19 protein-coding genes and 1 pseudogene are annotated in these 23,667 nt (G+C 43.0%); 10 read left to right on the plus strand and 10 right to left on the minus strand.

All coding sequences use genetic code 11. The features are described from left to right. Nucleotides 1-27: 27 nt before the first annotated feature. From NMG48_RS05300 to NMG48_RS05310, 3 genes and pseudogenes are all read right to left on the minus strand, one after another. Nucleotides 28-300 carry a hypothetical protein gene (locus NMG48_RS05300; RefSeq protein ID WP_271254298.1) on the minus strand — a complete coding sequence of 91 codons (273 nt, stop codon included), beginning with the start codon at nucleotides 298-300 and terminating at the stop codon, nucleotides 28-30. A gap of 202 nt (nucleotides 301-502) precedes the next feature. Then, the gene (locus tag NMG48_RS05305) at nucleotides 503-2,641 is read right to left on the minus strand and encodes a pentapeptide repeat-containing protein (RefSeq protein WP_271254299.1); all 2,139 of its coding nucleotides are present in this window, start codon (nucleotides 2,639-2,641) and stop codon (nucleotides 503-505) included. A gap of 56 nt (nucleotides 2,642-2,697) precedes the next feature. Beyond that, nucleotides 2,698-3,354, minus strand: a pseudogene (locus tag NMG48_RS05310) (IS30 family transposase); the annotation flags it as partial. A gap of 91 nt (nucleotides 3,355-3,445) precedes the next feature. Between NMG48_RS05310 and NMG48_RS05315 the strand changes: the two are divergent. Continuing rightward, nucleotides 3,446-3,940 carry a hypothetical protein gene (locus tag NMG48_RS05315; protein WP_271254300.1) on the plus strand — a complete coding sequence of 165 codons (495 nt, stop codon included), beginning with the start codon at nucleotides 3,446-3,448 and terminating at the stop codon, nucleotides 3,938-3,940. A gap of 70 nt (nucleotides 3,941-4,010) precedes the next feature. Here NMG48_RS05315 and NMG48_RS05320 read toward each other — a convergent pair whose 3' ends face one another. Continuing rightward, complete coding sequence (locus tag NMG48_RS05320) at nucleotides 4,011-4,895, minus strand: MBL fold metallo-hydrolase (RefSeq protein ID WP_271254301.1); 885 nt, start codon at nucleotides 4,893-4,895, stop codon at nucleotides 4,011-4,013. Nucleotides 4,896-5,320: 425 nt separating this feature from the next. Here NMG48_RS05320 and NMG48_RS05325 point away from each other — a divergent pair, with 425 nt between their 5' ends. The 3 genes from NMG48_RS05325 to NMG48_RS05335 all read left to right on the plus strand — a co-directional run bounded on the left by NMG48_RS05325 (nucleotide 5,321) and on the right by NMG48_RS05335 (nucleotide 9,728). Then, a complete protein-coding gene (locus tag NMG48_RS05325; RefSeq protein ID WP_345961227.1) occupies nucleotides 5,321-7,663 on the plus strand; it encodes a heavy metal translocating P-type ATPase in 2,343 nt (780 codons plus the stop codon). Nucleotides 7,664-7,768: 105 nt separating this feature from the next. Then, nucleotides 7,769-8,089: a quaternary ammonium compound efflux SMR transporter SugE gene (gene sugE / locus NMG48_RS05330; protein ID WP_271254302.1), complete on the plus strand. Its 321-nt coding sequence runs from the start codon at nucleotides 7,769-7,771 to the stop codon at nucleotides 8,087-8,089. Nucleotides 8,090-8,174: 85 nt separating this feature from the next. Continuing rightward, entirely contained in the window at nucleotides 8,175-9,728 is a 1,554-nt protein-coding gene (locus NMG48_RS05335; protein WP_271254303.1) for a CPBP family intramembrane glutamic endopeptidase, read from the plus strand. A 176-nt stretch (nucleotides 9,729-9,904) separates the two neighbouring features. Here NMG48_RS05335 and tilS read toward each other — a convergent pair whose 3' ends face one another. After that, complete coding sequence (tilS, locus tag NMG48_RS05340) at nucleotides 9,905-10,807, minus strand: tRNA lysidine(34) synthetase TilS (protein WP_271254304.1); 903 nt, start codon at nucleotides 10,805-10,807, stop codon at nucleotides 9,905-9,907. A gap of 434 nt (nucleotides 10,808-11,241) precedes the next feature. Between tilS and NMG48_RS05345 the strand changes: the two genes are divergently transcribed. Continuing rightward, nucleotides 11,242-12,432, plus strand: coding sequence for a hypothetical protein (locus NMG48_RS05345; protein ID WP_271254305.1), 1,191 nt, complete (start codon nucleotides 11,242-11,244; stop codon nucleotides 12,430-12,432). Nucleotides 12,433-12,514: 82 nt separating this feature from the next. After that, nucleotides 12,515-13,213, plus strand: a complete 699-nt coding sequence (locus tag NMG48_RS05350) for a hypothetical protein (protein ID WP_271254306.1) — start codon at nucleotides 12,515-12,517, stop codon at nucleotides 13,211-13,213. 47 nt (nucleotides 13,214-13,260) lie between these two features. Here NMG48_RS05350 and tyrS read toward each other — a convergent pair whose 3' ends face one another. From tyrS to NMG48_RS05370, 4 genes are all read right to left on the minus strand, one after another. Continuing rightward, entirely contained in the window at nucleotides 13,261-14,475 is a 1,215-nt protein-coding gene (gene tyrS, locus NMG48_RS05355; protein WP_271254307.1) for a tyrosine--tRNA ligase, read from the minus strand. A 126-nt stretch (nucleotides 14,476-14,601) separates the two neighbouring features. Beyond that, nucleotides 14,602-15,489 carry an Rpn family recombination-promoting nuclease/putative transposase gene (locus NMG48_RS05360; RefSeq protein ID WP_271254308.1) on the minus strand — a complete coding sequence of 296 codons (888 nt, stop codon included), beginning with the start codon at nucleotides 15,487-15,489 and terminating at the stop codon, nucleotides 14,602-14,604. A 32-nt stretch (nucleotides 15,490-15,521) separates the two neighbouring features. After that, nucleotides 15,522-17,234: an ABC transporter ATP-binding protein gene (locus NMG48_RS05365; protein ID WP_271255243.1), complete on the minus strand. Its 1,713-nt coding sequence runs from the start codon at nucleotides 17,232-17,234 to the stop codon at nucleotides 15,522-15,524. Nucleotides 17,235-17,356: 122 nt separating this feature from the next. Then, on the minus strand, nucleotides 17,357-17,506 hold the full coding sequence (locus NMG48_RS05370) for a hypothetical protein (RefSeq protein ID WP_271254309.1): 150 nt from the start codon (nucleotides 17,504-17,506) through the stop codon (nucleotides 17,357-17,359). A gap of 13 nt (nucleotides 17,507-17,519) precedes the next feature. On the opposite strand from NMG48_RS05370, the gene NMG48_RS05375 reads away from it, so the two are divergent. The 4 genes from NMG48_RS05375 (at nucleotide 17,520) to NMG48_RS05390 (ending at nucleotide 22,610) form a co-directional block, all read left to right on the plus strand. Next, nucleotides 17,520-17,972 (plus strand): dTDP-4-dehydrorhamnose 3,5-epimerase, encoded by a 453-nt coding sequence (locus NMG48_RS05375; protein ID WP_271254310.1) that lies wholly within the window; start codon nucleotides 17,520-17,522, stop codon nucleotides 17,970-17,972. A 40-nt stretch (nucleotides 17,973-18,012) separates the two neighbouring features. After that, entirely contained in the window at nucleotides 18,013-20,883 is a 2,871-nt protein-coding gene (uvrA, locus tag NMG48_RS05380) for an excinuclease ABC subunit UvrA (protein ID WP_271254311.1), read from the plus strand. A 270-nt stretch (nucleotides 20,884-21,153) separates the two neighbouring features. After that, nucleotides 21,154-21,399 carry a photosystem I iron-sulfur center protein PsaC gene (gene psaC / locus NMG48_RS05385; protein ID WP_126388766.1) on the plus strand — a complete coding sequence of 82 codons (246 nt, stop codon included), beginning with the start codon at nucleotides 21,154-21,156 and terminating at the stop codon, nucleotides 21,397-21,399. Between the two features lie 209 nt (nucleotides 21,400-21,608). Continuing rightward, a complete protein-coding gene (locus NMG48_RS05390) occupies nucleotides 21,609-22,610 on the plus strand; it encodes a M14 family metallopeptidase (protein ID WP_271254312.1) in 1,002 nt (333 codons plus the stop codon). A gap of 52 nt (nucleotides 22,611-22,662) precedes the next feature. Here the strand turns inward: NMG48_RS05390 and NMG48_RS05395 are convergent, their stop codons facing one another. After that, entirely contained in the window at nucleotides 22,663-23,514 is an 852-nt protein-coding gene (locus tag NMG48_RS05395; RefSeq protein ID WP_169363575.1) for an inositol monophosphatase family protein, read from the minus strand. Nucleotides 23,515-23,667 lie beyond the last annotated feature (153 nt).

A 23,667-nucleotide genomic window follows, 5' to 3' on the forward strand; every position in this document is an offset into this window, starting at 1 on the left:
AATAGACTTTGGAAATAATGATCTTTTTCAGACTGAAACTATTGTGCTTAATACCCAACGAAAGGCATAGCGCCACTTGAGCGAGAAATTGCTTAAACCTGCGGATTCGGCGATGCTTTTTAATTCAGGAGATTTGAATCCGCGTAAGACAGAAAGTGGTGCATCATTCCGTACCATATCTACCGCAGGCAACAGTCTTGTAAGGGCATAGATGCCGTAATAGGCGAAGGGATGGCGATGTAAATCATTGATCAGAATTCCATGTTTGGATACACGCTGCATCGATCGCACAATTTGCACAGCATTCTCATGGGCAAAGTATAGATGATATTTACTAATGTTACGTGGAAGAAATTCCTGATACCGCCAAATTACAGAAATGGTTTGTGCGCACAGACCTTAGATACAGTACATGCATTAAGTCAGGGCTATCCCCCCGTGGTTGCGCTACTAGGCTAGCAGATAAGAGATATATCATTGCGCTCCACGTAACATCACTTATTTATAATAAGCCGAAAATCTTACTGATGGATTGGATGATTTGCATAGCATTGGGAATGTTTACAATGATACGATTTAATGCTCTAACAGCTTTTCCAGCAGGATTTCTTTTCTCTTCTGGCTTATCGTGAACAGCAATTTTAGCAAGAGATTCTACTTGTTCGAGCGCGTCAGCTTTGTCTTCATCATCAAGATCCTTATTATCACTAATCGCTTCTTGCAGTTGCTTTAAGAGAATTTTGATGTCAGCTTTATCACCTTGGTGATGATCAGGTAATTGATTGATCGCGTTGGTGACGTTGCCTTCGATTTTACCAAGGTTTATCACGCCAGAAATATCTCGACCAGCTTTGATCGTGATGGGATTTTGTTCTGTCATAGCTTTAGCTTCATTCTGAAAAGTTGGACTAACATTAATATTAGGCGATTTTGCTATTTGAAGAATATCTTTGATGTCAGTTATGCTTTGCTTGAGAGTATCAATTTTAGCTTCTAAGAGTTGGTTTTGATGGGTTGCTTCTAATTCTTTGAGTTTAGCCTTGTAACTACGATCAAAGTTGCGCTCAAATTCACCTTTATCAGTATCTTCTGACACTGAGATGGTTATTTGAACATTTTCTCCTTTTTTCTTAATTTCTTGGATGCTTTCAGAAGAGATGTTGGGATAATCTTGGGCTACTTTTTGCCAGCCAGCACGGAAGGCTTCGTGTCTGATTCCATTGCGAATAAGAAGTTGCACTACATTCTTGGTTTCACTATAGAAACTAGTGAAATCACCTTCTTCAAATTCTTTGTCTGGATCGTGGGGACGACGTTCTCGGCTACCATTTATGTTGGGATGCTCCAGTTCAAAGACAAATCGACAGTCAACATTATCGAGTTTAGTTGTGTGGTCATAGTTCCAAGATTCTATGCAAGCACCAGTCAGTTGTGCATATGTAAAATCTGTACCTACTGCTTGCACTTCGGTAAGATTCGCCCATTCCAAATTGGCTCGACTAAAATTAGCTTCGCTGATAATTGCTCGTTTGAAGTTGATCTTTTCTAAATAAACTCCTCCAAGATTTGCACCGCGTAGGTCTAAACCTTCATAGGATTTGCTCTCGTTGGGTTTGCCTGTAATCAATAAATCTCGTACTTCAAGATTAGATAGAATCGATTTTCCTAAACGAGATCGATCTAGGTTTTTCGCGTACTTCCAAATGCTGAGAGTAAAGCTTGTCGTCTGATTGCGGGAATTGCGAAAGTCACTACCTTTGAGGGATGCTTCAGTAAAATCAGCTTCGTTTAAATTTGCACCTCTAAAACTTGTCCCGCAAAAGCTAGCAACCGCTACCCCAAACTTCAATAATATGTCAAATTTAGGATCACCTTCTAAAACGCGCCATGCCATATAAATACTTAACAAAACAGTAGCACCAGCAATAACCCCAGCCCCAGATACAGCACCACCAATAACTCCAGACACGCCCACAACTCCAGACCCAGCAACAACTCCAGACACATCTACAGCTTCAGCAACTGCAACAGCAGCAGCAATTGAAACAGCAGCAGCAATTGTAATTGCAGATGCACAAGTCCAAACCCCAGTAACTGCAACAGCCCCAGCCCAAGCTCCAGCAACTGTAACAACCCCAACAACTGCGACAGCCGATGCACCAGTCCAAACTCCAGCCCCAACAACTGCCCTAGTCCCATCCCAAAAACCAGCGCCAACCCCAGCAAAAAAGCCAGTAATAGTAATTGCCGTAGCCACTGTTATAAAAGCTGCCGCAGTAAACCCTTGACGGACAATAGCGAAGATCATTACGCCTAAAACTAATATAATTGATATCCCAAGTAAAACAACGTAGCTCTTAATGTTTGTAGGATTAAAGAAAACGGCTATCCAGAATCCAGCAAAAGCCTCAAGCAGTCCTGAAACAGCCGAAATTAACAACATAACAATTAGGTGTAAGAATAGCCAACGATTCTGTATCCCAGTTTCCGCTTTTGAAAAATTTGCACCTTTCAAAATCGCATTACTAAAATCTGCACTCCTAATATCCGCCCCACTAAAATCCGCGCCTGTAAGATCTTGTCCCTTAAATGATTTTCCTTGCAAGTTTTGAGAAGCAAAGTTCTTAGCGATGGATTTCATACAAGCGATTCCAATTTTTCACCTAATTATACACTGTAGTATAGGAAATGAATTCGCTAATTCAAGGATGAAATGCAATGATAAATGATATCTGATGAAGCAAAGAATACTTCGTAAGGAGTAAGATAGTCAAGAGATTTTCTCGGTCTGTGATTGATCAAATTTACCACTTTCTGAAAGTTCTCTTCTTTCACGATTTTAAAGTTTGTACTTTTGGGATAGAACTCTCTAATCAATCCATTAGTATGTTCATTCAATCCACGTTCCCATGAATGATATGGATTTGCAAAGAAAGTCTCTATTTGCAGACTTTGAGATAGCTGTTCATGCCCACAGAACTCTTTTCCATTATCAAAGGTCATTGTCTTTCGGAATGTTGATTCCACAGGCTTAAACAGATTCATTGTCACTCTATTTGTTTCTGCTTTTGTCTTGTTTTTAGCTAGTCCAGCAAGTAAGTACTTCGAGGCTTTGTCAACATGTGTAGCTACTACACCTATGTGATTGCAGCCAATTACAGTATCACTTTCCCAATGTCCAATCTCTGTCTTTAAATCAGCAATCTTGGGACGGTGTTCAATTCCTACCCGATTAGGTATTCCACTTCGCTTCTGGTTCCGACTTTTGCATCGTCGTTGTTTCTGCTTTTGCCTTAGATATTGTTGATATATTCCTATCTCTTGATAGTTGGCATAGATCATCAGATAAGTTGTCAAAGAGTTTCAGATTACCTGCACAGAAGTTGATTTTATTGAAGAATTATCTTTTCAGATTTCAGATTACTTCCGTGAAGATTTGCACCTGATGATGTTTGAAGGTGTGGTTGACAATTCTGAATTTGCGATCTGTGAAAATTTGATCTATCCAGTTCTTAAAGAGGTTTGGAAGCATTATCGCAGCAAATTTTTACTGTGGAGTCATCAGTCACTTACCTATGATGAGAAGCTTTCAGGATTTCCTGAATATATTTTGGCAAGGCGATCGCCACTAGGAAAAGTAGTATTTGATCGTCCTTATTTAATGCTCGTAGAAGCAAAGCAAGATAACTTTGAAGCCGCATGGGGACAATGTATTGCCGAGATGATTGCAGCACAGCGTTTGAATGATGAATTAGATGTAATTGTGTTTGGGGTTGCATCTAATGGCGATCGTTGGCAATTTGGCAAGCTCGAGAAAAATATTTTTACCAGAAATACTACCTTCTATAGCATTCAAGAAATCGATAAATTAGTTGCGGCGGTGAACTATATATTTAGTCAATGTGATATACAGCTAGAAAAAGTGATGCCAATTCTGTGAATTTCTAGTCACACTTTAGAGACTTGAAAATCAGTTTCGGCAAGGATTTTAGAGACTGTCAAAATAATTATTAAACCTTGACTAAAGGTTTGGCATCTGTGCGAATAGGAATAGAAATACACATCCCTTCCCTTGCCATTACAGCTCCCGCAAACTTTTCTTTAGCAAAACCCTCAAACTCATCTAGTTGCTCATCACTATGTAAAGGGTCGTGATGAAAAATGACTAGGGTTTTGACATTTGCTGCCTCAGCGACCTTGATTGCCTCTTGCCATGTCGAATGTCCCCAGCCAATTTTGGGATTAGTAGTTGACCAATATTCCTCATCAGAATAGGTTGCATCCATGATCAAAACATCGGCATTTCGAGCGAGATGGACAAGATTTTCATCAATGCGATCATGGAAATGCTCAGTGTCCGTGGCATAAACCGCCGAGCGATCGCCAACGCTGACTCGATATCCTGTCGCTTCCCCCGGATGATTGAGCAATCCTGATTCAACCGTTACGCCATTCCCGACCTCAATTACACTAGGGACTTCCACATCAAAAAATTTCAGACAGGAAGCCATTACTCGTAGTGGCACAGGAAAATTCGGATGGTGCATTTGCTCCTCTAGGCGTTCCTGCATGGTTTGTCCCGTAGGCGCAATTTTGCCGTAGATCTTAAAAAGATTTCCTTTAATAAAAGCAGGTGTAAAAAAGGGAAATCCTTGAACATGATCCCAATGACTATGGGTGAAAAAAATGCTGGCTTCAATGGGCATTTGCTTCAGTAAATGCTGCCCTAAAACTCTAATCCCCGTTCCCCCGTCGAAAATCAGCCTTTTGCCATGGCAACGCATTTCTACACAGGGAGTATTCCCACCGTAGCGCACCGTGCTTGGACCAGGGGTAGCTATGCTTCCGCGTACACCCCAAAAATGAATAGAAAACTCGCTGTCAGAAATGGACATTAGCTAACTCAGTGTCAGAGAATTTTGAACCATTGGGGCAAGCCTAAAAATCTAGGGAACCTTAAAATTGACATGTACTTATCTAAAAAACTGCTTTACTTCAAGCTAGGCAATAGCATGAAAACAGTTGACACTATTTCACGATAACCTTAGCCTAAATATCTTTAAGTTTAGCAGCCACATATAAACAGCAAGACAGTTAGACAAGGATTGCGATATCGGGAAGCTATATCAGAAATAATTCCCCAATCAATTTAACTAGATTTGAGTATATGCTAACCCTATATATTGATATGTGGCTATCAGCTTTTAGTACTAGCCATCTTTAAATAGATGACGTATAGAGACTTTGGGTAGCTTTTTTAATGGGTATTTACTCATTAGATTATAGATTTTTTGTAAATTTTGGATACAAGTTTGTGGTAGTGACTCAATCAATAAAAACCAGTAACTCACAATCTAGCTCTTTAGCTTTGACGATCGCAGGTATGAAATGCGCGGGCTGTGTAGCAGTTGTGGAAAAGCGCTTGCTTGCCTGTGAAGGGGTTAAGGCAGCAAGTGTGAATTTACTGACTGAGAAAGCAACTGTAGTCTATAGCGATGAAGCTGCACCACAGGATTTTGCTCCACAGTTAATTGAAGCGATCGCAAAGGCAGGATTTTCGGCAGAGTTTATTGATCAAAGAGATCGCCAGTCAAAGCTTAAATCTCCCAATTTGAGCGTTCCACAAACTCTATGGTTTGGCATTAGTCAAGAAGTAGCTATTCCTGCCTTGTTAGTAATTTTGGCGATCGTCGGACATTTAGGATTAATCGGGGTGGTGGATCTACCGCTCTTGGGCAATATGTATGCCCATTGGATCGTTTCTACGGTGGCGCTCGGCTGGGTTGGTCGCCCGATCTGGTGGGATGGTTTGAAATCATTATGGTATCGCGCCCCAAACATGAACTCCTTGGTGGGACTGGGAACGATTTCCGCCTATTTGGCAAGCACGATCGCTTTATATGTACCGCAGCTAGGTTGGCAATGCTTTTTTGAAGAACCTGTCATGCTTTTGGGGTTTGTGCTGTTAGGTCAAGCACTCTTAGAAAGAGCTAAGGGCAAAGCCTCCAATGCTATCCGTGCGCTCATGGAGTTGCAACCTGCGAGCGCTAGATTGCTTGTCAATTCTACCGATGGTGAGATTCAAGTCCCGATCGCTGTCGAAGATTTGCAAGTTGGCGATCGCATTGTGGTTTGGGCTGGCGAAAAAATCCCTGTCGATGGTGAGATCATTACGGGTAGTTCTAGTGTCGATGAGTCAATGCTCACAGGGGAATCGATGCCTGTGGCGAAGCAATTAGGCGCAAGGGTCACAGGGGCAACTCTGAATTTGACGGGATCAATTACTGTCCAAGTTTTACAAACTGGCGCAGAAACGACCTTGGCGCGGATTGTGTCACTAGTGGAGTCCGCACAGGCTAGTAAAGCACCGATTCAGTACTTAGCCGATCGCGTGGCGGGATATTTCGCCTACTCGGTAATGGCAATCTCAGCATTAACCTTTCTCATTTGGTATGGACTACTCCATACGGAAATCGTATTTAGTTTGCGCTTAGCGATCGCGGTTTTAGTAGTAGCTTGTCCCTGTGCATTGGGCTTAGCCACACCGACAGCGATCATGGTTGGCACGGGCATGGGCGCAGAAAAAGGAATTTTAATCAAGGGTGGGGCAAGTCTAGAAAAAATCGATCAATTGTCCGCAGTTGTCTTTGACAAAACTGGGACTTTAACAACGGGTAAACCTGAAGTTACAGACGTGATTACCAATGACTTAATGGTGTTTGGTAACAGCATGATCGATCAAACAACTTTTAAAAGCTTGATTGATCGCGAAGTACCAACATCGGCTCTAAGAGTTTTACAACTAGCGGCTAGTGCCGAAGTTGGTGCAAACCATATCCTTGGAGCAGCAACGATCGCTAAAGCCCAAGAGCTAAACATCGAGCTACTACCAACCCAATCTTCGCAAATTGTCACTGGTTGCGGCGTGGAAGCATTACTGACAACTGGCGAAACAGTTCTAGTGGGTAATGCGGCATGGTTAAGCGATCGCCAAGTGACAATTCCTAGTGAAATTTCAGAGCGATCGCAACAGCTAGCACAATTAGGTAAAACTCCAATTTTCGTGGCAGTGAATACTCAACTCTTGGGGATAATTGCTATCCGCGATCGCCTTAAACCCGAAGCTCCTGAAATTGTGCGCCAAATCGAAGCGATGGGTTTACAGGTTTGGATGCTCACAGGCGATCGCCAAGAAACGGCGATTGCGATCGCCAATCAGTTAGGTATTCCCGCCGAAAGAGCGATCGCGGAAGTGAAACCCGATGGCAAAGCCGATGCAATTCTCAAATTACTAGCCTCAGGTCAGCGTGTGGCAATGGTTGGCGATGGGGTCAATGATGCCCCTGCCCTCGCTAGTGCTACCGTCGGCATTGCCCTCAGTTCAGGAACCGATGTGGCGATGGAAACTGCGGATATTGTGTTGATGCGTCATGGGCTAAGCGATGTTGTCCCTGCGATCGAACTCAGTCGCGCCACCTTCAGCAAAATTCGCCAAAATCTATTTTGGGCTTTTGCCTATAACACTCTAGCGATCCCCGTTGCCGCAGGCATTCTCTATCCCAGTTTTGGCATCTCTCTCAATCCCACGATCGCAGGTTTAGCAATGGCACTTAGTTCTGTAAGCGTTGTGATGAGTTCACTATCATTGAGAGCTAGAAATTAGGCAAAGCCGAACCAAGAAATTTTTAAAAGTGTTGCTCCGCAACACTTTTAAAAATTTCTTGGTTCGGTTAATCAGAAATTGCTGTCAAAGATTTAGAGAAATACAATGGATTGGATTAATTTAATTATTGCGGGACTATTGGAAGTTGTTTGGGCGAGTAGCTTGAAATATACCGATGGCTTTACGAAACCGATTCCTAGCCTGATTACAATTGCCACCCTTGTCGCCAGTTTTATCCTTCTTGCCCAAGCCTTAAAAACCTTACCCGTTGGCACAGGCTATGCCGTATGGACTGGTATTGGTGTCGTCGGAACTGCGATCGTTGGTTCCGTATTTCTAGGAGAACCCCGTGACCTACAACGATTTATCTGTATCAGCCTGATTGTTTGCGGAATTGTCGGTTTGCGGTTTACAGGATCGAAATGATAGGATGAACAGTGCTTTGCCCCGTCCTATTGCCTAAAACAACAGAAATAAAAGAATGGATTCTAAGTCGTTAAACAATAAATCTTTGAATGCAAAGTCATTACTGTTAAGTATTCTCAGCTTATTATCTGTTTTCTTTATTTTCCTCACGTTACAAGCAAGTTGGAACAATCCACAGGAACAGACAAAATTAGATTTATTGCAAACAGATTTAATTTTGCAAGCCACACAGATTACCAATACAGCACAAGAGAATTCAGTCGGGGATCTATTCCAATCCTTAATTAGCGATGGTAATACGCAGGATATTTATACACAATCCCTCAGAAGTTATCAAGAAGTCCTACAGGCAAATAAATCTGCCCTCGATCGCCTATCTCTAAACATCAAGGATGAAACGGATAATTCACAGTCTCTATCCAAACAATACCAAAAGAAACTAAACAATATCATTGAAATTAGTGTGCGGACAGGATTGCTACAAGTCCAAACTGGCGACATTCAAGGAGCGATCGCTACATGGGCAAGTGTCAAAGAATTAGAGGGAGAATCCCTAACTAGCTATGGGTTAACTGCCCAAATTTTGCAAGGATTATGGTCAGAACCGACAATGTTATTCCCTAACGCTGAAACTCAACTGCGGCATACCCTTAATGGCTGGTATCGTAAAGTTGCTCTTGCTAAAGTATATGAAGCTCAACAAAGACAAGAGAAGTTACCTGAACTTGAAAAACAAGCCCAAATAGAAGTTAATGCGGCAATTAACCGCCTAGTTATTATTAATTCTATTCCTTTAATTGGTGGTGGTTTCGGTGTTTTAGTTTGGTTGGGGCTACTAGTTCAATGGATTTTCTTTCGCAAATCCTCTCCCTTCTATACCCACCCTCAAACTGATAATGAACAAACTTCTCATCAAATCACTTGGCAAGTACCTTGGGGAATTGGAACAACTTGGGAAGTAATGGTTTTATGGTTTACTGCCTTTTGTTTAATGACTCAGTTTGTTCTACCTGTAATCTTTGAGATATTAGGAATTGAATCTAGAGCCAGTGAAGATTTTACCTTGCAGTCTTTACTAGTACTGCTTCCCTATACGCTCTCAGTTATACCTATGCTCCCAATTTTAAGCACCAGCCTCGCAGACTATCGCCCCTTACCCGAAGGTTGGTTTCGCTTTAAGATTACTTCGCCGCAATGGATTCTATGGGGGATTGGTGGATATTTTGCCGCGGTTCCGCTAGTCTTAATTGCTTCTGTGATTAGCCAGAAATTCCTCCAAGGTCAAGGTGGTGGCAATCCTCTATTACCAATCTTGATTGAGAGCCAAAATATTTTGCCTAAGTTCCTACTTTGGACAACTTTGGCGATCGCTGCGCCCTTCTTTGAGGAATATCTATTTCGAGGATTTCTATTACCTTCACTAACTAAGTTTTTACCCGTTTGGGGTGCGATCGCTTTGAGTGGTTTTTTGTTTGCTTTAGCCCATTTAAATCTCGCTGATATTATTCCCTTGAGTGTTTTGGGAATTGTGATGGGTTTTGTCTACTGGCGCTCTAAAAATCTACTCTCATCAATGCTATTACATTGCCTCTGGAATAGTGGTAGTTTCCTTGCCCTAATTGCCCTTGGCGGTAAATAGTTAACGTCAGTTCGGGTTAAGCTAGCAAATTTTAAAAGCCCAAAAGTAAAAGCCTTGCTACGCAAGGCTTTTACTTTTGGGCTTTGAGAGAGGGTTTGCGTAGCAACCCTTCTCTCAAAGCCCGTTTCAAATTATCCCGAACTCGCGTTAGTTAGCGGGGATGTTTTGTGTCCTTGCTAACTATTATGAAGAACAATCCAAGGATGTTCTACAAAGGCAGAGATACTGCCCTTGAATGGTTCACTTTGCGAGCGATTGGGTGCATCTAGCAAATGCAATAATCGCTCTACATCCTCAAAATTTATTTGATGGACTAAATAGCGCGACAGAAACTGTCTCACAATTCTTCTCTGTAGAGCCAAAGGTTGTCGTTGCAAGAGTTGACGATGTAAACGAGGTTTTTGCTCATCCCAAATTACAGAAACATTCTCTTCAAAAAAATTGCTAGCCTGACTCTCCAGATAGCCCACATCACTATGCAAAAGTTCGGCAGTTTGCGCGATCGCAATTTCTAACTGAGGATTGAAATGCTCTTGTAAGTAAGGAATCGTCTCTAAACGCAAACGATTGCGGCGATAGTCTAGATTTTGATTGGTGCTATCTTCCCACACAAGAATTTGATTTTCACGGCAAAACTCTGCGGTCTCGTAGCGGCTGACATTTAACAAAGGTCGTACTAAATTAATTTCAGGTGTCAGCGATCGCTTCCAAGTTAACGCCGCCAGACCATCTGCCCCACTCCCTCGCATGAGGTTGTATAGCAGGGTTTCAACGCGATCGCTACGGGTATGCCCTGTGACCACATAGCTACATTGGCGATTCTGTGCCATATCTACGAGCATTGCATAGCGCCATTCCCTCGCCCCTGCCTCACTTTTTAGCGTTGTTTCCGCAACTCTTACACAAAAATCAATTCCCCATTCCTTGGCAATCATTTCCACATGACTAGCATTAGCACTAGAGTCACTCCGCCACTGGTGATCACAATGAGCAATTGTGAGATTCCAGTTGAATTTTGCTTGATGCATCGCCAAAAGTTTTGCCAAACATAGCGAATCCTGTCCACCAGATACTGCCACTAAAACCCTTGCATCTTTTGGTAGCAGATCAAGCGAGCGTAAAACTATATTTAGCTCAGCGCGCAGTCTCTTAGTAAAGTGCCTAGCTAATCTCAAGATTTAACTCCACCAATTTAATTTTTCAATGTCTAGATTGATCACTAAGCTGCGTGAATGGGTAATGTATTAGCCTGTGCGATGCAGTTAAGTACTATTACTACTTAGCAACATCCAATAAAAAAACAACTATTTAGTTAATTTAGTTAATGACATCTAAGGGCATCATAATGTAAGATTGGAAGCCTTAAGCGCAAAAGAATTCGTGCTAAAATCCAAAAAATATTTCATTTTTGTGTTGTTTTAATGAGAATCGACGGTTTCTCTGAGTGTCTTGAGTCTAGGATTGCACGATTTCATTAAGTTCAGCAAAGTTAGCTCATGGGTGAGGAATATAAATGCTAAAGAGAAGCTTTACGATAAAGAAATTGCTTCTGGTATGCACAGGAGCAGTGATTGGGTTGGGTGCGATCGATCAGGGCAATGATGTCTTTGCTCAGTCAAAGAATATCTCTTCGCAGTCAAAAGTCACCAAGGATAAGGTAAACAATTCTAATTCTCCGAAAACTAAGGTAGTCAGTTCTCCATCCGCAAGAACAAAAGTAACTAATTCCGCAAACACAAAAACAAAAGTAACTAACTCTCCAGTTGTTACGAATAGGAGACCCTATACTGCGAAGGATCTCAAAGATTCTCAAGGCGATCTTTTTGCTCAACCTATTGCTTTTAAGACTAGCTCTTCCATCTCTATCCCTACAACGCTTGATAACAATCTTGTAGACATCGCTCAATCTACTAAAACTATTGCCCAATCAGGCACGACAACATCTAACTCGCCTGATATTATTCGTCAACAACTGCTTATTCGTCCGATTACGACTCAAACCCAAAACGTATTCATTAAGCGTATTTATACACCATCATTGAATGCTGGAACTCCTGTTGGGTTTGGTCTAGAAACTGGTGATGCCTTCATTGGTATTTTTGGTTCTACGGCTGGCAGGCTGAGGGATACTGTTGACGGCAGTGTCTCTATGGGTACTGGTTTGGGAGATGCTAGCAAGTATCTCGCCCTTGAAGGTGTATTCAATATCAATAGTATTCGTAACTTTGGTTCTAATGGTTCCTTTGACCTCAAAGTACATAGAATCGTTTATGAAGACTTTTATAGACAGATTGGGGTAGCTGTTGGTTGGACCAACTTTGCTAACTATGGAACCAATGCGGGGGGTACACCTTCCTCGGTCTATGGGGCAGCCACAATTTCCCAATTAACTGATCCTGAAAATTTGGACAGCCCTAAACCTTTGATTGCAACTTTGGGTGTTGGTGGTGGCACTTATCGCAAATCTACCAGTAATGACGGTGTTGGTGTTTTTGCTAATCTGGGATACCAGTTTGCCCCACAGTGGGGGGCTAGTACTGCTTGGTCAGGACAGGGCTTGAACTTTGGCTTAGGATTCTTGCCTGATCCGACCGTACCTTTAAATATTACGCTGACCTATTCTGATGTCACTAACAATAGCGATGCAGGTACTCAGGTGATCTTAGGTGTTAGCTATGGATTTAACTATACTGGTCGTAAGTAAGCACTCAGCCATTCGCCTTGGTAATTCTAAATTCGTTTGATCAATTGCGATCGCTCTGAAACAACCTAGCCCTGAATTTAATATGAAGAAAACATTTCTATCGCTTCTTGCTTCTTCACTCTGCTTTGCAGGAATAGCACCCGTTTTTGCAGGAACCACACCAATTGCACCAGGCAATAGTGTTTTGTACAACAACTTTGGTTCTGGTGCTCCCGATGGTGGTTTGTTTGACAATATGTCAAGAACTAAGGTGTTTATCACCCTTGAAGGTCAGAAGTTCATTCTGGGTGAACTGAATACGAAGAGTTTGCCAGTCTTAAATCCCTTAGCTCAAGGCAACCCTGCGATCAAAGACTTTGTCTTCCTCTTGACTGGAGACAAAGGAAAAGTTAGTTTTAACAGCCCTGAAATTAATACTGCACAAACTAACCTAGTCAATAAATTGACAGGATTGGGGCTGGATTTGAGTGATGGCAGACCTGCCAGACAACTGGTGGCGGCATTAACTTTGTTGATCCCTTTTGGCAATGAAGCCACACCTTCGGAAACCATCGGAGTTGCTGCGGTTGATGGGACTAAATTCTTTCAGGCAATTACTGCTTTTAATGCGTTAGTTACCGAGCTTACTAATACCGCTAGTGGTACAGGTCCTGAGGCAGCCAAAGCACAGGCAACCCTCAATGCCTTATTGCAAGACGAGACATTTAACTCTATTTCTTCAACGCTACGTGCTTTAAGAGAACAGTTAAAGGATCGGGAAAAAAAAGAAGAAACAAGATAAATACTTCTCTAATCAAAAAAAAGGAACGCATAGCGCTCCTTTTTTGATTAGGTTAATCGTAGAAACTTTTTCTTACCGACTTGTAAGACCTTACCTGATAATTCTTCAACATTGGCAAAGGTGCGATCGCCTAATTTTTCACCATCGAGTTTGACAGCACCATTTTTGATTTGGCTTTGGGCTTCACTATTACTTTTGCAAAGTCCCGATGCCTTAACTAAGTAATGCAAGGGGGCAGGGAAATTAATTTGCATCAAATCAAACTCAGGAATATCACCGAGATCGGTCGTATTACCAGCGAGGACGATTTTTTCGGCATCCTGTTGAGCTTGGAGTGCGGCTTCGGGGCTATGGTATTGACTGACGATCGCTAGAGCCAATTGTTTTTGCTTTTCGCGAGGGTTTGCGGGCAAAGTGGCGAGATCAATATCGGTGAGTAGCTCGAAATATTTATCCACAAGGGCATCGGGGACTTTTTCGAGCTTAGAGTACATACTCAAAGGCTCATCGGTGAGTCCGACATAATTACCAAGGGATTTAGACATTTTTTGTACACCATCTAAACCCACTAGCAAGGGTAATAATAGTCCAAATTGGGCAGGTTTACCTTGACGATTGGGGTCTTTTAGTTGTAGATCGCGTCCGACTAGAATATTAAACTTTTGGTCAGTGCCACCTAGCTCCACATCAGAATCGATCGCTACTGAGTCATAGCCTTGCAACAATGGGTACAGAAATTCATGCAGGTAAATCGGATTGCCCTTTTCATAGCGATCGCTAAATCCTTCTTTGGCAAGCATCTGCCCGACGGTCATACTCGCTTGCAAGGTAATGATTTGCTGCAAATCCAGTTTATTTAACCATTCACCATTGCGGCGCAACTCAAAACGATCGCTGGAAAAATCCAGAATTTTCTTAGCCTGATCTAAATAGGTTTCGGCATTGTAGGCAACTTCTTCAGGGGTGAGGCGAGGTCTGGCTTCAGAGCGTCCTGTGGGATCGCCGATTTGAGCCGTGAAGTCACCAATAATTAATACTGCCTTATGTCCTGCATCTTGAAATTGGCGCAGTTTTCGCAGGGCAACGGTATGTCCGAGATGCAAGTCGGGACGGGTGGGATCGATACCTAATTTAATGCGGAGGGGGCGATCGCTCTTTTGAATGCGATCGCGGAGGTTCTCGGATTCATTATTGGGAAATATTTCGACAACGCCGCGTTCTAATAGGGTTGAGAGATTTTTGGGATCGGTACTTGGAGACATTCTAAAAACAGTTAATTAAAAATTTTTGTGAGCTTATATAGCAATCCTAAATGGTTTGTGGAAGCGCACCCCTTCGGGGTGCGCTTCCACAAACCCCAAAAATTACAAGCGTTTGATCATATTACGCTAAAGATTGGATTGCTTTAGTGTTTCTATCTCCGCAAGAGATAAACCCGTAACTTGACAAATTGTTTGATCATCAACTAGGTTTAACATTTTTTTAGCCATCTCAATTTTATTTTGCTGGATACCTTGCTCAATACCTTGTTGGATACCTTGCTGAAAACCATCCTTGATCGCCTTAGAAATAGCCCCACGTTGATCCTGAATAAAGATTTCACTTTTTTCCTGATCTTCTAACTCTTCAAGGGTGAGATTGGCTTGATTTGCAATATAAAAGGCTTTTTTGATTTCAGGAATTTCACCCATAACTTCAGGGATATCAGGAAGTGATCGTGCTTGATTGAGGAAAAACAGCCATTTATCGACGATAGTTTCTAAATCTGATAATTGTTTTTTGAACTTAGGAAGTTCTACAAAAATCAATTCAATGTCATAGATCGGATAGTCAATCAAAAAATCTTTTTCTTTTAAGACAAATCTTGAAGTGACGCTTCCTAGATCTGCAAACATTACGAAATCAGTAATTGTTAGCGCAATGACGGGGTTGAGTAGGTTATAGCTTTGAGCCGATGTGAGTTGGGTGGAATAGGATTTTGCGGCATTATATAAAATGCGCTTTTCAAAGCCCTCTACATTCAAGACCTGCATCTCGATAATTACAGTGCGATCGCTACCATCTACATCCTTAATTTTTGCCTTGATATCGAGATAAGTATCTTTAACGCCGCGAATTTTGGGTGCAAGGTAAGGATTTAGAATTTCTAGATCTTGAATGACTGACTTTTCTTCATAAATGAGCGCATTTAAGAAGCTGATCAAGATATCTTTGCTATCTTCGGAACCGAAGATTTTTTTGAAAGCAAAGTCAATTTTAGGGTTAATGAAGATCATGGAAAGTTACCTTGACACGACATTATGAAGTTTTAACCAAAACCTATTGTATCAAACTGGCGAGAATGTAATTGGGCGTAGCGTCCTGCTTTTTGCAGCAGTTCGTCATGGGTTCCTGATTCCACGATTTGACCTTGTTCTAGAACGATAATGCGATCGCTATTTCTGATGGTTGCTAAGCGATGGGCGATGATGAATACCGTGCGACCTTGCATTAAGCGCTGTAATGCTTCTTGGACAAGACTTTCGGATTCTGTGTCGAGTGCCGAAGTTGCTTCATCCAAGATCAGAATCTTGGGATTGTGGAGAACGGCTCTAGCGATGGAAATACGTTGACGCTGACCACCAGAGAGATTCACGCCTCTCTCTCCTACCCAAGTATCATAACCTTGGGGAAGTTCCATAATGAAGTCATGGGCATTAGCAATTTTTGCTGCATTCTCCACTGCTTGGGCATCATAATCCTTCTGTCCAAAGGCAATATTAGAAGCAACGGTTCCTGAGAAGAGGATATTTTCTTGGGGAACAAGGGCTAACTGACGGCGCAGGCTTTTGATTTGGATATCGCGAATGTCATAGCCATCAATGAGAATCTGACCAGATTTCACATCATGGAACCGCATCAAGAGGCTCATCAAGGTGGATTTCCCTGCACCCGATGCACCGACTAAGGCGATCGCTTCACCTTTATTGGCTACAAGATTAATATCTGTCAGCACAGGGCGATCGCTTTGATAATGGAAACCAACGTTAATATACTCCACTTTGCCTGTGACTTCAGGCAGGGCGATCGCGTTAGGCTTCTCGATGACAACAGGTTTGATCTCAAAAATCTCGAAAATGCGATCGACGGAAGCTTCTGCTTGCTTGAGTTCGTTGTAGCTATTGGTGGTATTGGCAATGGGATCAATTAATAAAGCTACACCTGCACCAAAGGCAACAAACTGTTCAGGCTTGAGCCAATTGTTGGCAATTAACCAACCTCCTAATAAGAACAAAAAGCAAATTCCTGCGGCTTCCAAAAAACCAACCACGGGATATTGAATAGCGCGAACGCGATCGGCGGCATATTTACGACGGCTATTCTGCTCTGATTCTTCTTTAAATCTCTCGATTTCATAGGATTCTGTAGCAAAGGCGCGAACAAGGCGAATGCCGCTAAAGATTTCTGATAAGAGGGCTGCGAGATTAGAAACTTGATCTTGACTGCGGCGGCTGAGGCTCAACATGCGATCGCCAAACCATGCAATTAACAAGGCGATCAAAGGCGCAACCGCTAGAGTTGTCAGCGTCAAAATCCAATTCAAATAGATCATGTACGCCAGCACAAAAATCAATTGCAGTACTGACGGCACAAACTGATGGAAAAATTTGCCGATGACTTCGCCAATGCGATCGATGTCTTCAGTCAGACGATAGGACAAATCTCCAGTCCGTGATTCGGCGAAATATTCCAAATCAAGGGTTTGCAAATGGGAATACACATCAACGCGCAAGTCCCTTGCCGCATTTAGTGCTGCCTTTGCCATCATCGAGTCTTGCCCATACTGCCCCAGTCCCCGAAATACAAACATAATTACGGTAAAAGCCGCTATCTGCAAAATTGCAGTAACATCCCCCTTACCTAGAGCCTGTGCGACTCGTCCTAGCAGTTCGGCAAGGAGTGGCATTGTGCCAATAAAAACTAATGTACATAGGAATGCTTTAGCGATTAGAAAACGTTGCGGATAAACGTAATCTCGCATCTGCCAGTAAGAAGAACGCCCTGAAGATTTACCTGAAGATTTGCCTAAAGATTCTTGTTTCAAACTCGTAGCTCAAATGTTTGCAATTCACCAACGATAAGTTTCGCACTTTATCGCACCAATTAGCGGCGATCGTTCACCCATGCACAAAAAAGCATATTCGTCTTTTTTGTAACAAAAATTAAAAATTGATCGCTTAATCTAGACTTATCCCAATTCTCTTTGGGATTAAAAATGGCTTTGCCATTTTTAATCCCTACACATCGCAACATTGCGGAGGTCTCAATGGCTACAAACAGATCTATCCAAAGAAAAGTGGAAATTCGCTATCTTTCCTCAATGAAAAATGGAATGGCGGAGTTTTATACACCGCAGTCAAGTCATGAAACCATGCTTGTCCAGATTGCCGCAGGGGCGATCGATGATTTGTTTGTGCATCATTTCCAGACCGATCAACTTTTGGTAGTGCGTGGGAGTTTTGTCCTCGTAGTGCTAAGCGATCGCCAATATCAATATATTCCTCTGAGCGAATATCGCCCTGCGGTGGTGACGATTCCTCCCAATGTGCCGCACGCCGCCATTAATCTCAGTGATCAACCCTGTGTGATGGTCAATGCAGTTTTGCGTCACGGTGCGCCCTATGCCAAAGATTACCAACCCCGTCGCCATCCTTTCCCCTATGACCTTGACGCGGCTCGTCGGGCGATCGCTTCTTTGGAAATGCCAATCAGTGCTTAGTTATAGTTAGGATATAGCTAACTCTTTTATATTGCTGCGAATGCCAGACCATACTCATATCCATGTTAGAGGTGCGAGACAGCACAACCTCAAAAATATTGACCTGACGATTCCCCGCGATCGCCTGATCGTGTTTACAGGTGTATCTGGCTCTGGCAAATCATCCCTCGCCTTTGATACGATTTTTGCCGAAGGTCAGCGCCGCTATGTGGAATCGCTCAGTGCCTATGCGCGGCAATTTTTAGGACAAGTCGATAAGCCTGATGTGGACTACATCGAGGGCTTAAGTCCTGCGATTTCCATTGACCAAAAATCGACTTCCCATAATCCGCGCTCGACGGTCGGCACGGTTACGGAGATTTATGACTATTTGCGATTATTGTTTGGTCGCGCAGGTTCGCCCCACTGTCCGATCTGCGATCGCAATATTGCGCCCCAGAGCATCGATCACATGGTGGATACGATTATGGAATTAAGCGATCGCACGCGCTTCCAATTACTTGCGCCTGTAATTCGTGGCAAAAAGGGAACCCATAAAAAGTTATTAGCAAGTCTGGCTTCGGAAGGTTTTGGCAGAGTTCGCATTGATGGCGAAGTGCGGGAACTGAGCGACAATATCGAATTGGATAAGAATAAAATCCATGATATTGAAATTGTCGTCGATCGCTTAGTTCGCAAAGATGACATTCAAGAGCGTTTAACCGATTCCCTCGCAACCTGTTTAAAACGGGCGGAAGGGATTGCAATGGTAGAGATTTTGAATCCCTCATCACCAGCACCTAAATCCGAGAAAGTAAGTAGCTTACTTACTTTCTCAGAAAACTTTGCCTGTCCTGAACATGGCGCAGTCATGGAAGAACTATCACCGAGGATGTTCTCCTTCAATTCTCCCTATGGTGCTTGTCCTGCCTGTCATGGATTGGGAAGTATCAAAACCTTTAATCCTGAATTGATCGTTCCCGATCCCTCTTTGCCCGTATATGCCGCGATCGCACCTTGGGCTGATAAAACCCATACCTATTACATTTCGCTCCTATCGAGTGTGGGCGAATATGCAGGCTTTGAAATTAATACCCCTTGGGAAAAGCTCTCTCAAGCCCAGATTGATATTATTCTCTATGGCACTACGGAGAAGATTTTAATTAAGCCTGATTCCCTTTATCGCGATCGCGCTGAGGGCTATTACAAACGCTATGAAGGGGCGATCGCTATGCTTGAGCAACAGTACAAGGAGGCAGGCGAATCGCAAAGGCAAAAGTTAGAGAATTATCTGATCGAGCAACCCTGCGCCACTTGTGAAGGTACGCGCCTCAAGCCCGAATCCCTTGCGGTGCGGATTGGCGGATTTAATATTATTGATTTTGTATCGGCTCCCATTGGCACTTGTTTAGACCGTCTCAAAAATCTCAATCTTGATGCTAGAACTAAGCAAATCGGCGATCGCGTATTGCAAGAAATCGAAGCACGATTGCAGTTTTTATTAGATGTCGGTTTAGATTACCTGACCCTTGATCGTTCCACCATGTCCCTCTCTGGCGGCGAAGCCCAACGGATTCGCCTTGCTACTCAGATCGGTTCAGGCTTAACAGGGGTTCTCTATGTATTGGATGAACCGAGCATTGGACTGCATCAACGGGATAACTCGCGATTGCTTGCCACATTAACCAAACTGCGGGATCTCGGCAATACCTTAATCGTGGTTGAGCATGACGAAGAAACGATTCGGGCGGCTGATTATCTCGTAGACATCGGACCGGGGGCAGGCGTGCATGGTGGGCGAATTGTCGCGCAGGGAAGTGTTAAGGATATTGAAAAAAATCCTGAATCCCTCACTGGAGCCTATCTCTCTAAACAAAAACAAATTTATACCCCTGCGGAACGGCGCGAAGGCAATGGCAAACATTTAGAAATTTGTAATGCTTATTTGAATAATCTCAAAAATATTAATGTCAAGATTCCCCTTGGCAAATTGGTCTGTATCACAGGCGTGTCAGGATCAGGCAAATCTACCTTAATTAACGACCTGCTGCACCATTCCCTCGAACACAACTTTTCGCGGAAAGTGCCAGTTCCTAAAGGTATAGATGAAGTCAAAGGGCTAAAACACCTTGATAAATTCATCGTCATCGATCAATCTCCCATCGGACGCACGCCCCGATCTAATCCTGCCACCTATACAGGACTATTCGATGTGATCCGTGAAACCTTTGCGCTGACAACGGCGGCGAAAACTCGCGGCTACAAGGCAGGACAATTTTCCTTTAATGTCAAAGGTGGACGTTGCGAAGCTTGTTCGGGTCAAGGCGTAAATATCATTTCCATGAATTTTCTGCCCGATGTCTATGTGCAGTGCGATGTCTGCAAAGGCGCAAGGTATAACCGCGAGACGCTGCAAGTTAAGTACAAGGAAAAAACGATCGCCGATGTCCTCGATATGACCATCGAAGAAGCGATGCACTTTTTTGAAAATATTCCCTCCGCCCATGCCAAGTTGGGAATGCTGGTGGATGTGGGCTTAGGCTATGTGCGTCTCGGTCAGTCTGCTCCCACCCTCTCAGGTGGTGAAGCTCAACGGGTGAAGCTTGCCACTGAATTAGCACGACGCGCCACAGGCAAAACTCTCTATTTAATCGATGAGCCAACCACAGGTTTAAGCTTTTACGATGTGCATAAATTGCTAGATGTCATGCAGCGTCTCGTCGATAAAGGCAATAGCATCATCACCATTGAGCATAATCTCGATGTGATTCGCTGTGCGGATTGGATTATCGATCTAGGTCCTGAAGGCGGCGATCGCGGAGGTGAGGTGATTGCAGAAGGTACGCCCGAACAGGTGGCAAAAGTTAAGAAATCTTACACTGGCAAATATCTCAAACAAGTCTTAGCCGAATATCCTCGCAGCAAACCCTAATTGTGTTGCGGCAAAGCCTCCTCACACTAATGTGAGTTCGACATAGCCATTTGCAAAGTGCTAAGCACTTTGCAAATGGCTATGTCGAATTAATGTTTGATTAATGCCCCAGCAAATAAAATCAATCTAAAAACTTACTTTTTGCCTCAAATATTAATTTGTTTTAAGTTATCTCACAATCTGATCATTGAATGTAAACCACTACGATAAACTTGGTTTTAAACATCCCGTGCCTAAATAGGTACATATATTGATTGGAGCAATAGCAATATGTCGCATGCAGTCAAAATTTATGACACCTGTATCGGCTGCACACAATGCGTGCGTGCCTGTCCTTGTGATGTTTTGGAAATGGTTCCTTGGGATGGATGTAAAGCGGCTCAAATCGCTTCTTCTCCCCGTACTGAGGACTGCATTGGTTGCAAACGTTGCGAAACTGCTTGCCCCACTGACTTCCTAAGCGTCCGTGTCTATCTTGGTGCTGAAACCAGCCGTAGCTTGGGTCTGACCTACTAATTTTAATTATTTATTTTTTTAATTACTTATTAGTTGGCTAGATTCTTGTTTATTTTCTATTAAGTGCAATTATTTTTATCCTGCATTTAAATTGAGGAGCGCCATTTGGTGCTCCTCAATTGCTTTAAGAGAGAGTCGATGCTTAGCATCGACTCTCTCTTTTGCGTTTATGCTGGTTACTATTGGGTGTTTTCTAATTTTTGTTTGCCATGCTTGACGTTTTCGATCGCTTGCCCGACGGTTTACTCGATCTTGAGTCCGATCAACTTTACAAAATACTTGAGCGCCCCACACTAATCCATTTAGAAGGCGATCGCCAACCACCATTATTCGTTTCAGTTTTGCTACATGGTAATGAAACTACCAGTTGGTTAGCAATTCGTGAACTACTGCGAAAATATCAAGATAAAAGGCTACCGCGATCGCTATCAGTATTTATCGGTAACGTTTCCGCCGCAAGATATCGCCTCAGACATTTACCCAATCAGCCTGACTACAATCGCATCTGGCAAACAGGGGACTCGCCAGAGCATCACATGGCACAACAGGTAATCGATGAAATGCGATCGCGTGGAGTATTTGCCAGCATCGATGTGCATAATAATACGGGCAGGAATCCTCATTACGGCTGCATTACGCATTTAGAGAAGGATTTTCGGAAACTGGCGAGACTATTTGGCAAGACCGTTGTTTATTACACCAGTCCTAAAACAGTACAGTCCTTTGCTTTTGGACATTTTTGCCCCTCCATCGTTGTGGAATGTGGTCAGCCTGATGTTCCTGATGGCACGACCCATGCCTTGGAATTTATGGAAACTTGCCTCAATCTTGATAGTTTTGATAGTTTGCCAGACTCGCTGATCGCTGATATTGATTTATTTCACACCGTGGCGATCGTTAAAGTACCTGAAGAAATTAATTTCAGTTTTGATAGCAATCCTAACGATGACATCACTTTTCCTACGGAGATGGATTGCCTCAATTTTTGCGAATTACCAATTGGGGCAAACTTTGGCAAAGCAAAATCTGAAAGAGCCTATTTGTCAGCCTTGAGTGAAGATGGTGAAGAAAAAGGCGATCGCTATTTCCAAATCGACAATGGCGAAATCAAATTAAAAATCGCAGCTATGCCATCAATGCTAACTCTCGACACCGATATTATTCGACAAGATTGTCTTTGCTATCTAATGGAACGTTTGCCACTTCCTTAGCTTCGACTTCGCTCAGCCTACGAAATTAATGCTAGCTGAGCAAAGTCAAAGGCTATCTTCCAAAGGGAAACTTAAAGGGTAAAGGCTTAATCAACGCTAACTCATCAATCATTTGCTGATGTAAATGCCCATTAGTTGCAAGCAATCTTCCCGACTTAGGAATATGTTCGCTGCCATCATATGCTGTAACTATGCCCCCAGCCTCACGCACCACCACTACGCCAGCCGCTAAATCCCACAGAGATAAACCGCGCTCCCAATAGCCATCTAAACGACCACAGGCAACATAAGCCAAATCCATCGCGGCGGAACCACCACGTCTTACGCCTTGAGTGAGATGAGTGAAATGGCAAAACTCAGCATAGTTATTGTCTTCAACAAGGGTGCGATCATAGGCAAACCCTGTTACTAGTAGACTGCGACTAAGTTCTGTCGTTTTGGAAACATGAATCGGCACACGATTACGAGTTGCGCCTAAGCCTGTGGCAGCACGAAAAATCTCATCGCGAAACGGATCATAAATCGCGCCCACGGAAGGAATTCCATCAATTAATAAGGCGATCGATACCGATGAGAATGGATACTGATGGGCAAAATTAGTTGTGCCATCAAGGGGATCGATCGCCCATAAATATGGACTATCACTATTTCCCAATACACCTGACTCTTCTGCCAAAATGCCATGATCAGGAAAGTGGCGTTGCAAAATCGAGAGAACGGTTGCTTCCGATTCTTTGTCAGCGATCGTCACTAAATCCCCAGGGCGTTTCTCTTCGACTTCCTTCTCTTGGAGGTTTCCGAGATAGGATCTAAGTACTGCTCCACCCGCACAAGCTGCCTCAGTAGCAATATCTAAGAAGGTTTGGAGTTGCTCTTTACTAACGGAAGCTAGTGAAGTTGTCATAAATTATGAGAATTAAATCTAGTGAGATGAGAGGTGTTTTGCATTTTTGATCCTAACCCCAAAGCGGATTTTAAAAATAGAGTTCAGATTACATTAGGAAAATGATGGTGGCTCATATAGCGCGAACTATCATTTTTCTAAAAATAGAAATCA

It is taken from the genome of Pseudanabaena sp. Chao 1811 (assembly GCF_027942295.1).
GTDB lineage: Bacteria > Cyanobacteriota > Cyanobacteriia > Pseudanabaenales > Pseudanabaenaceae > Pseudanabaena.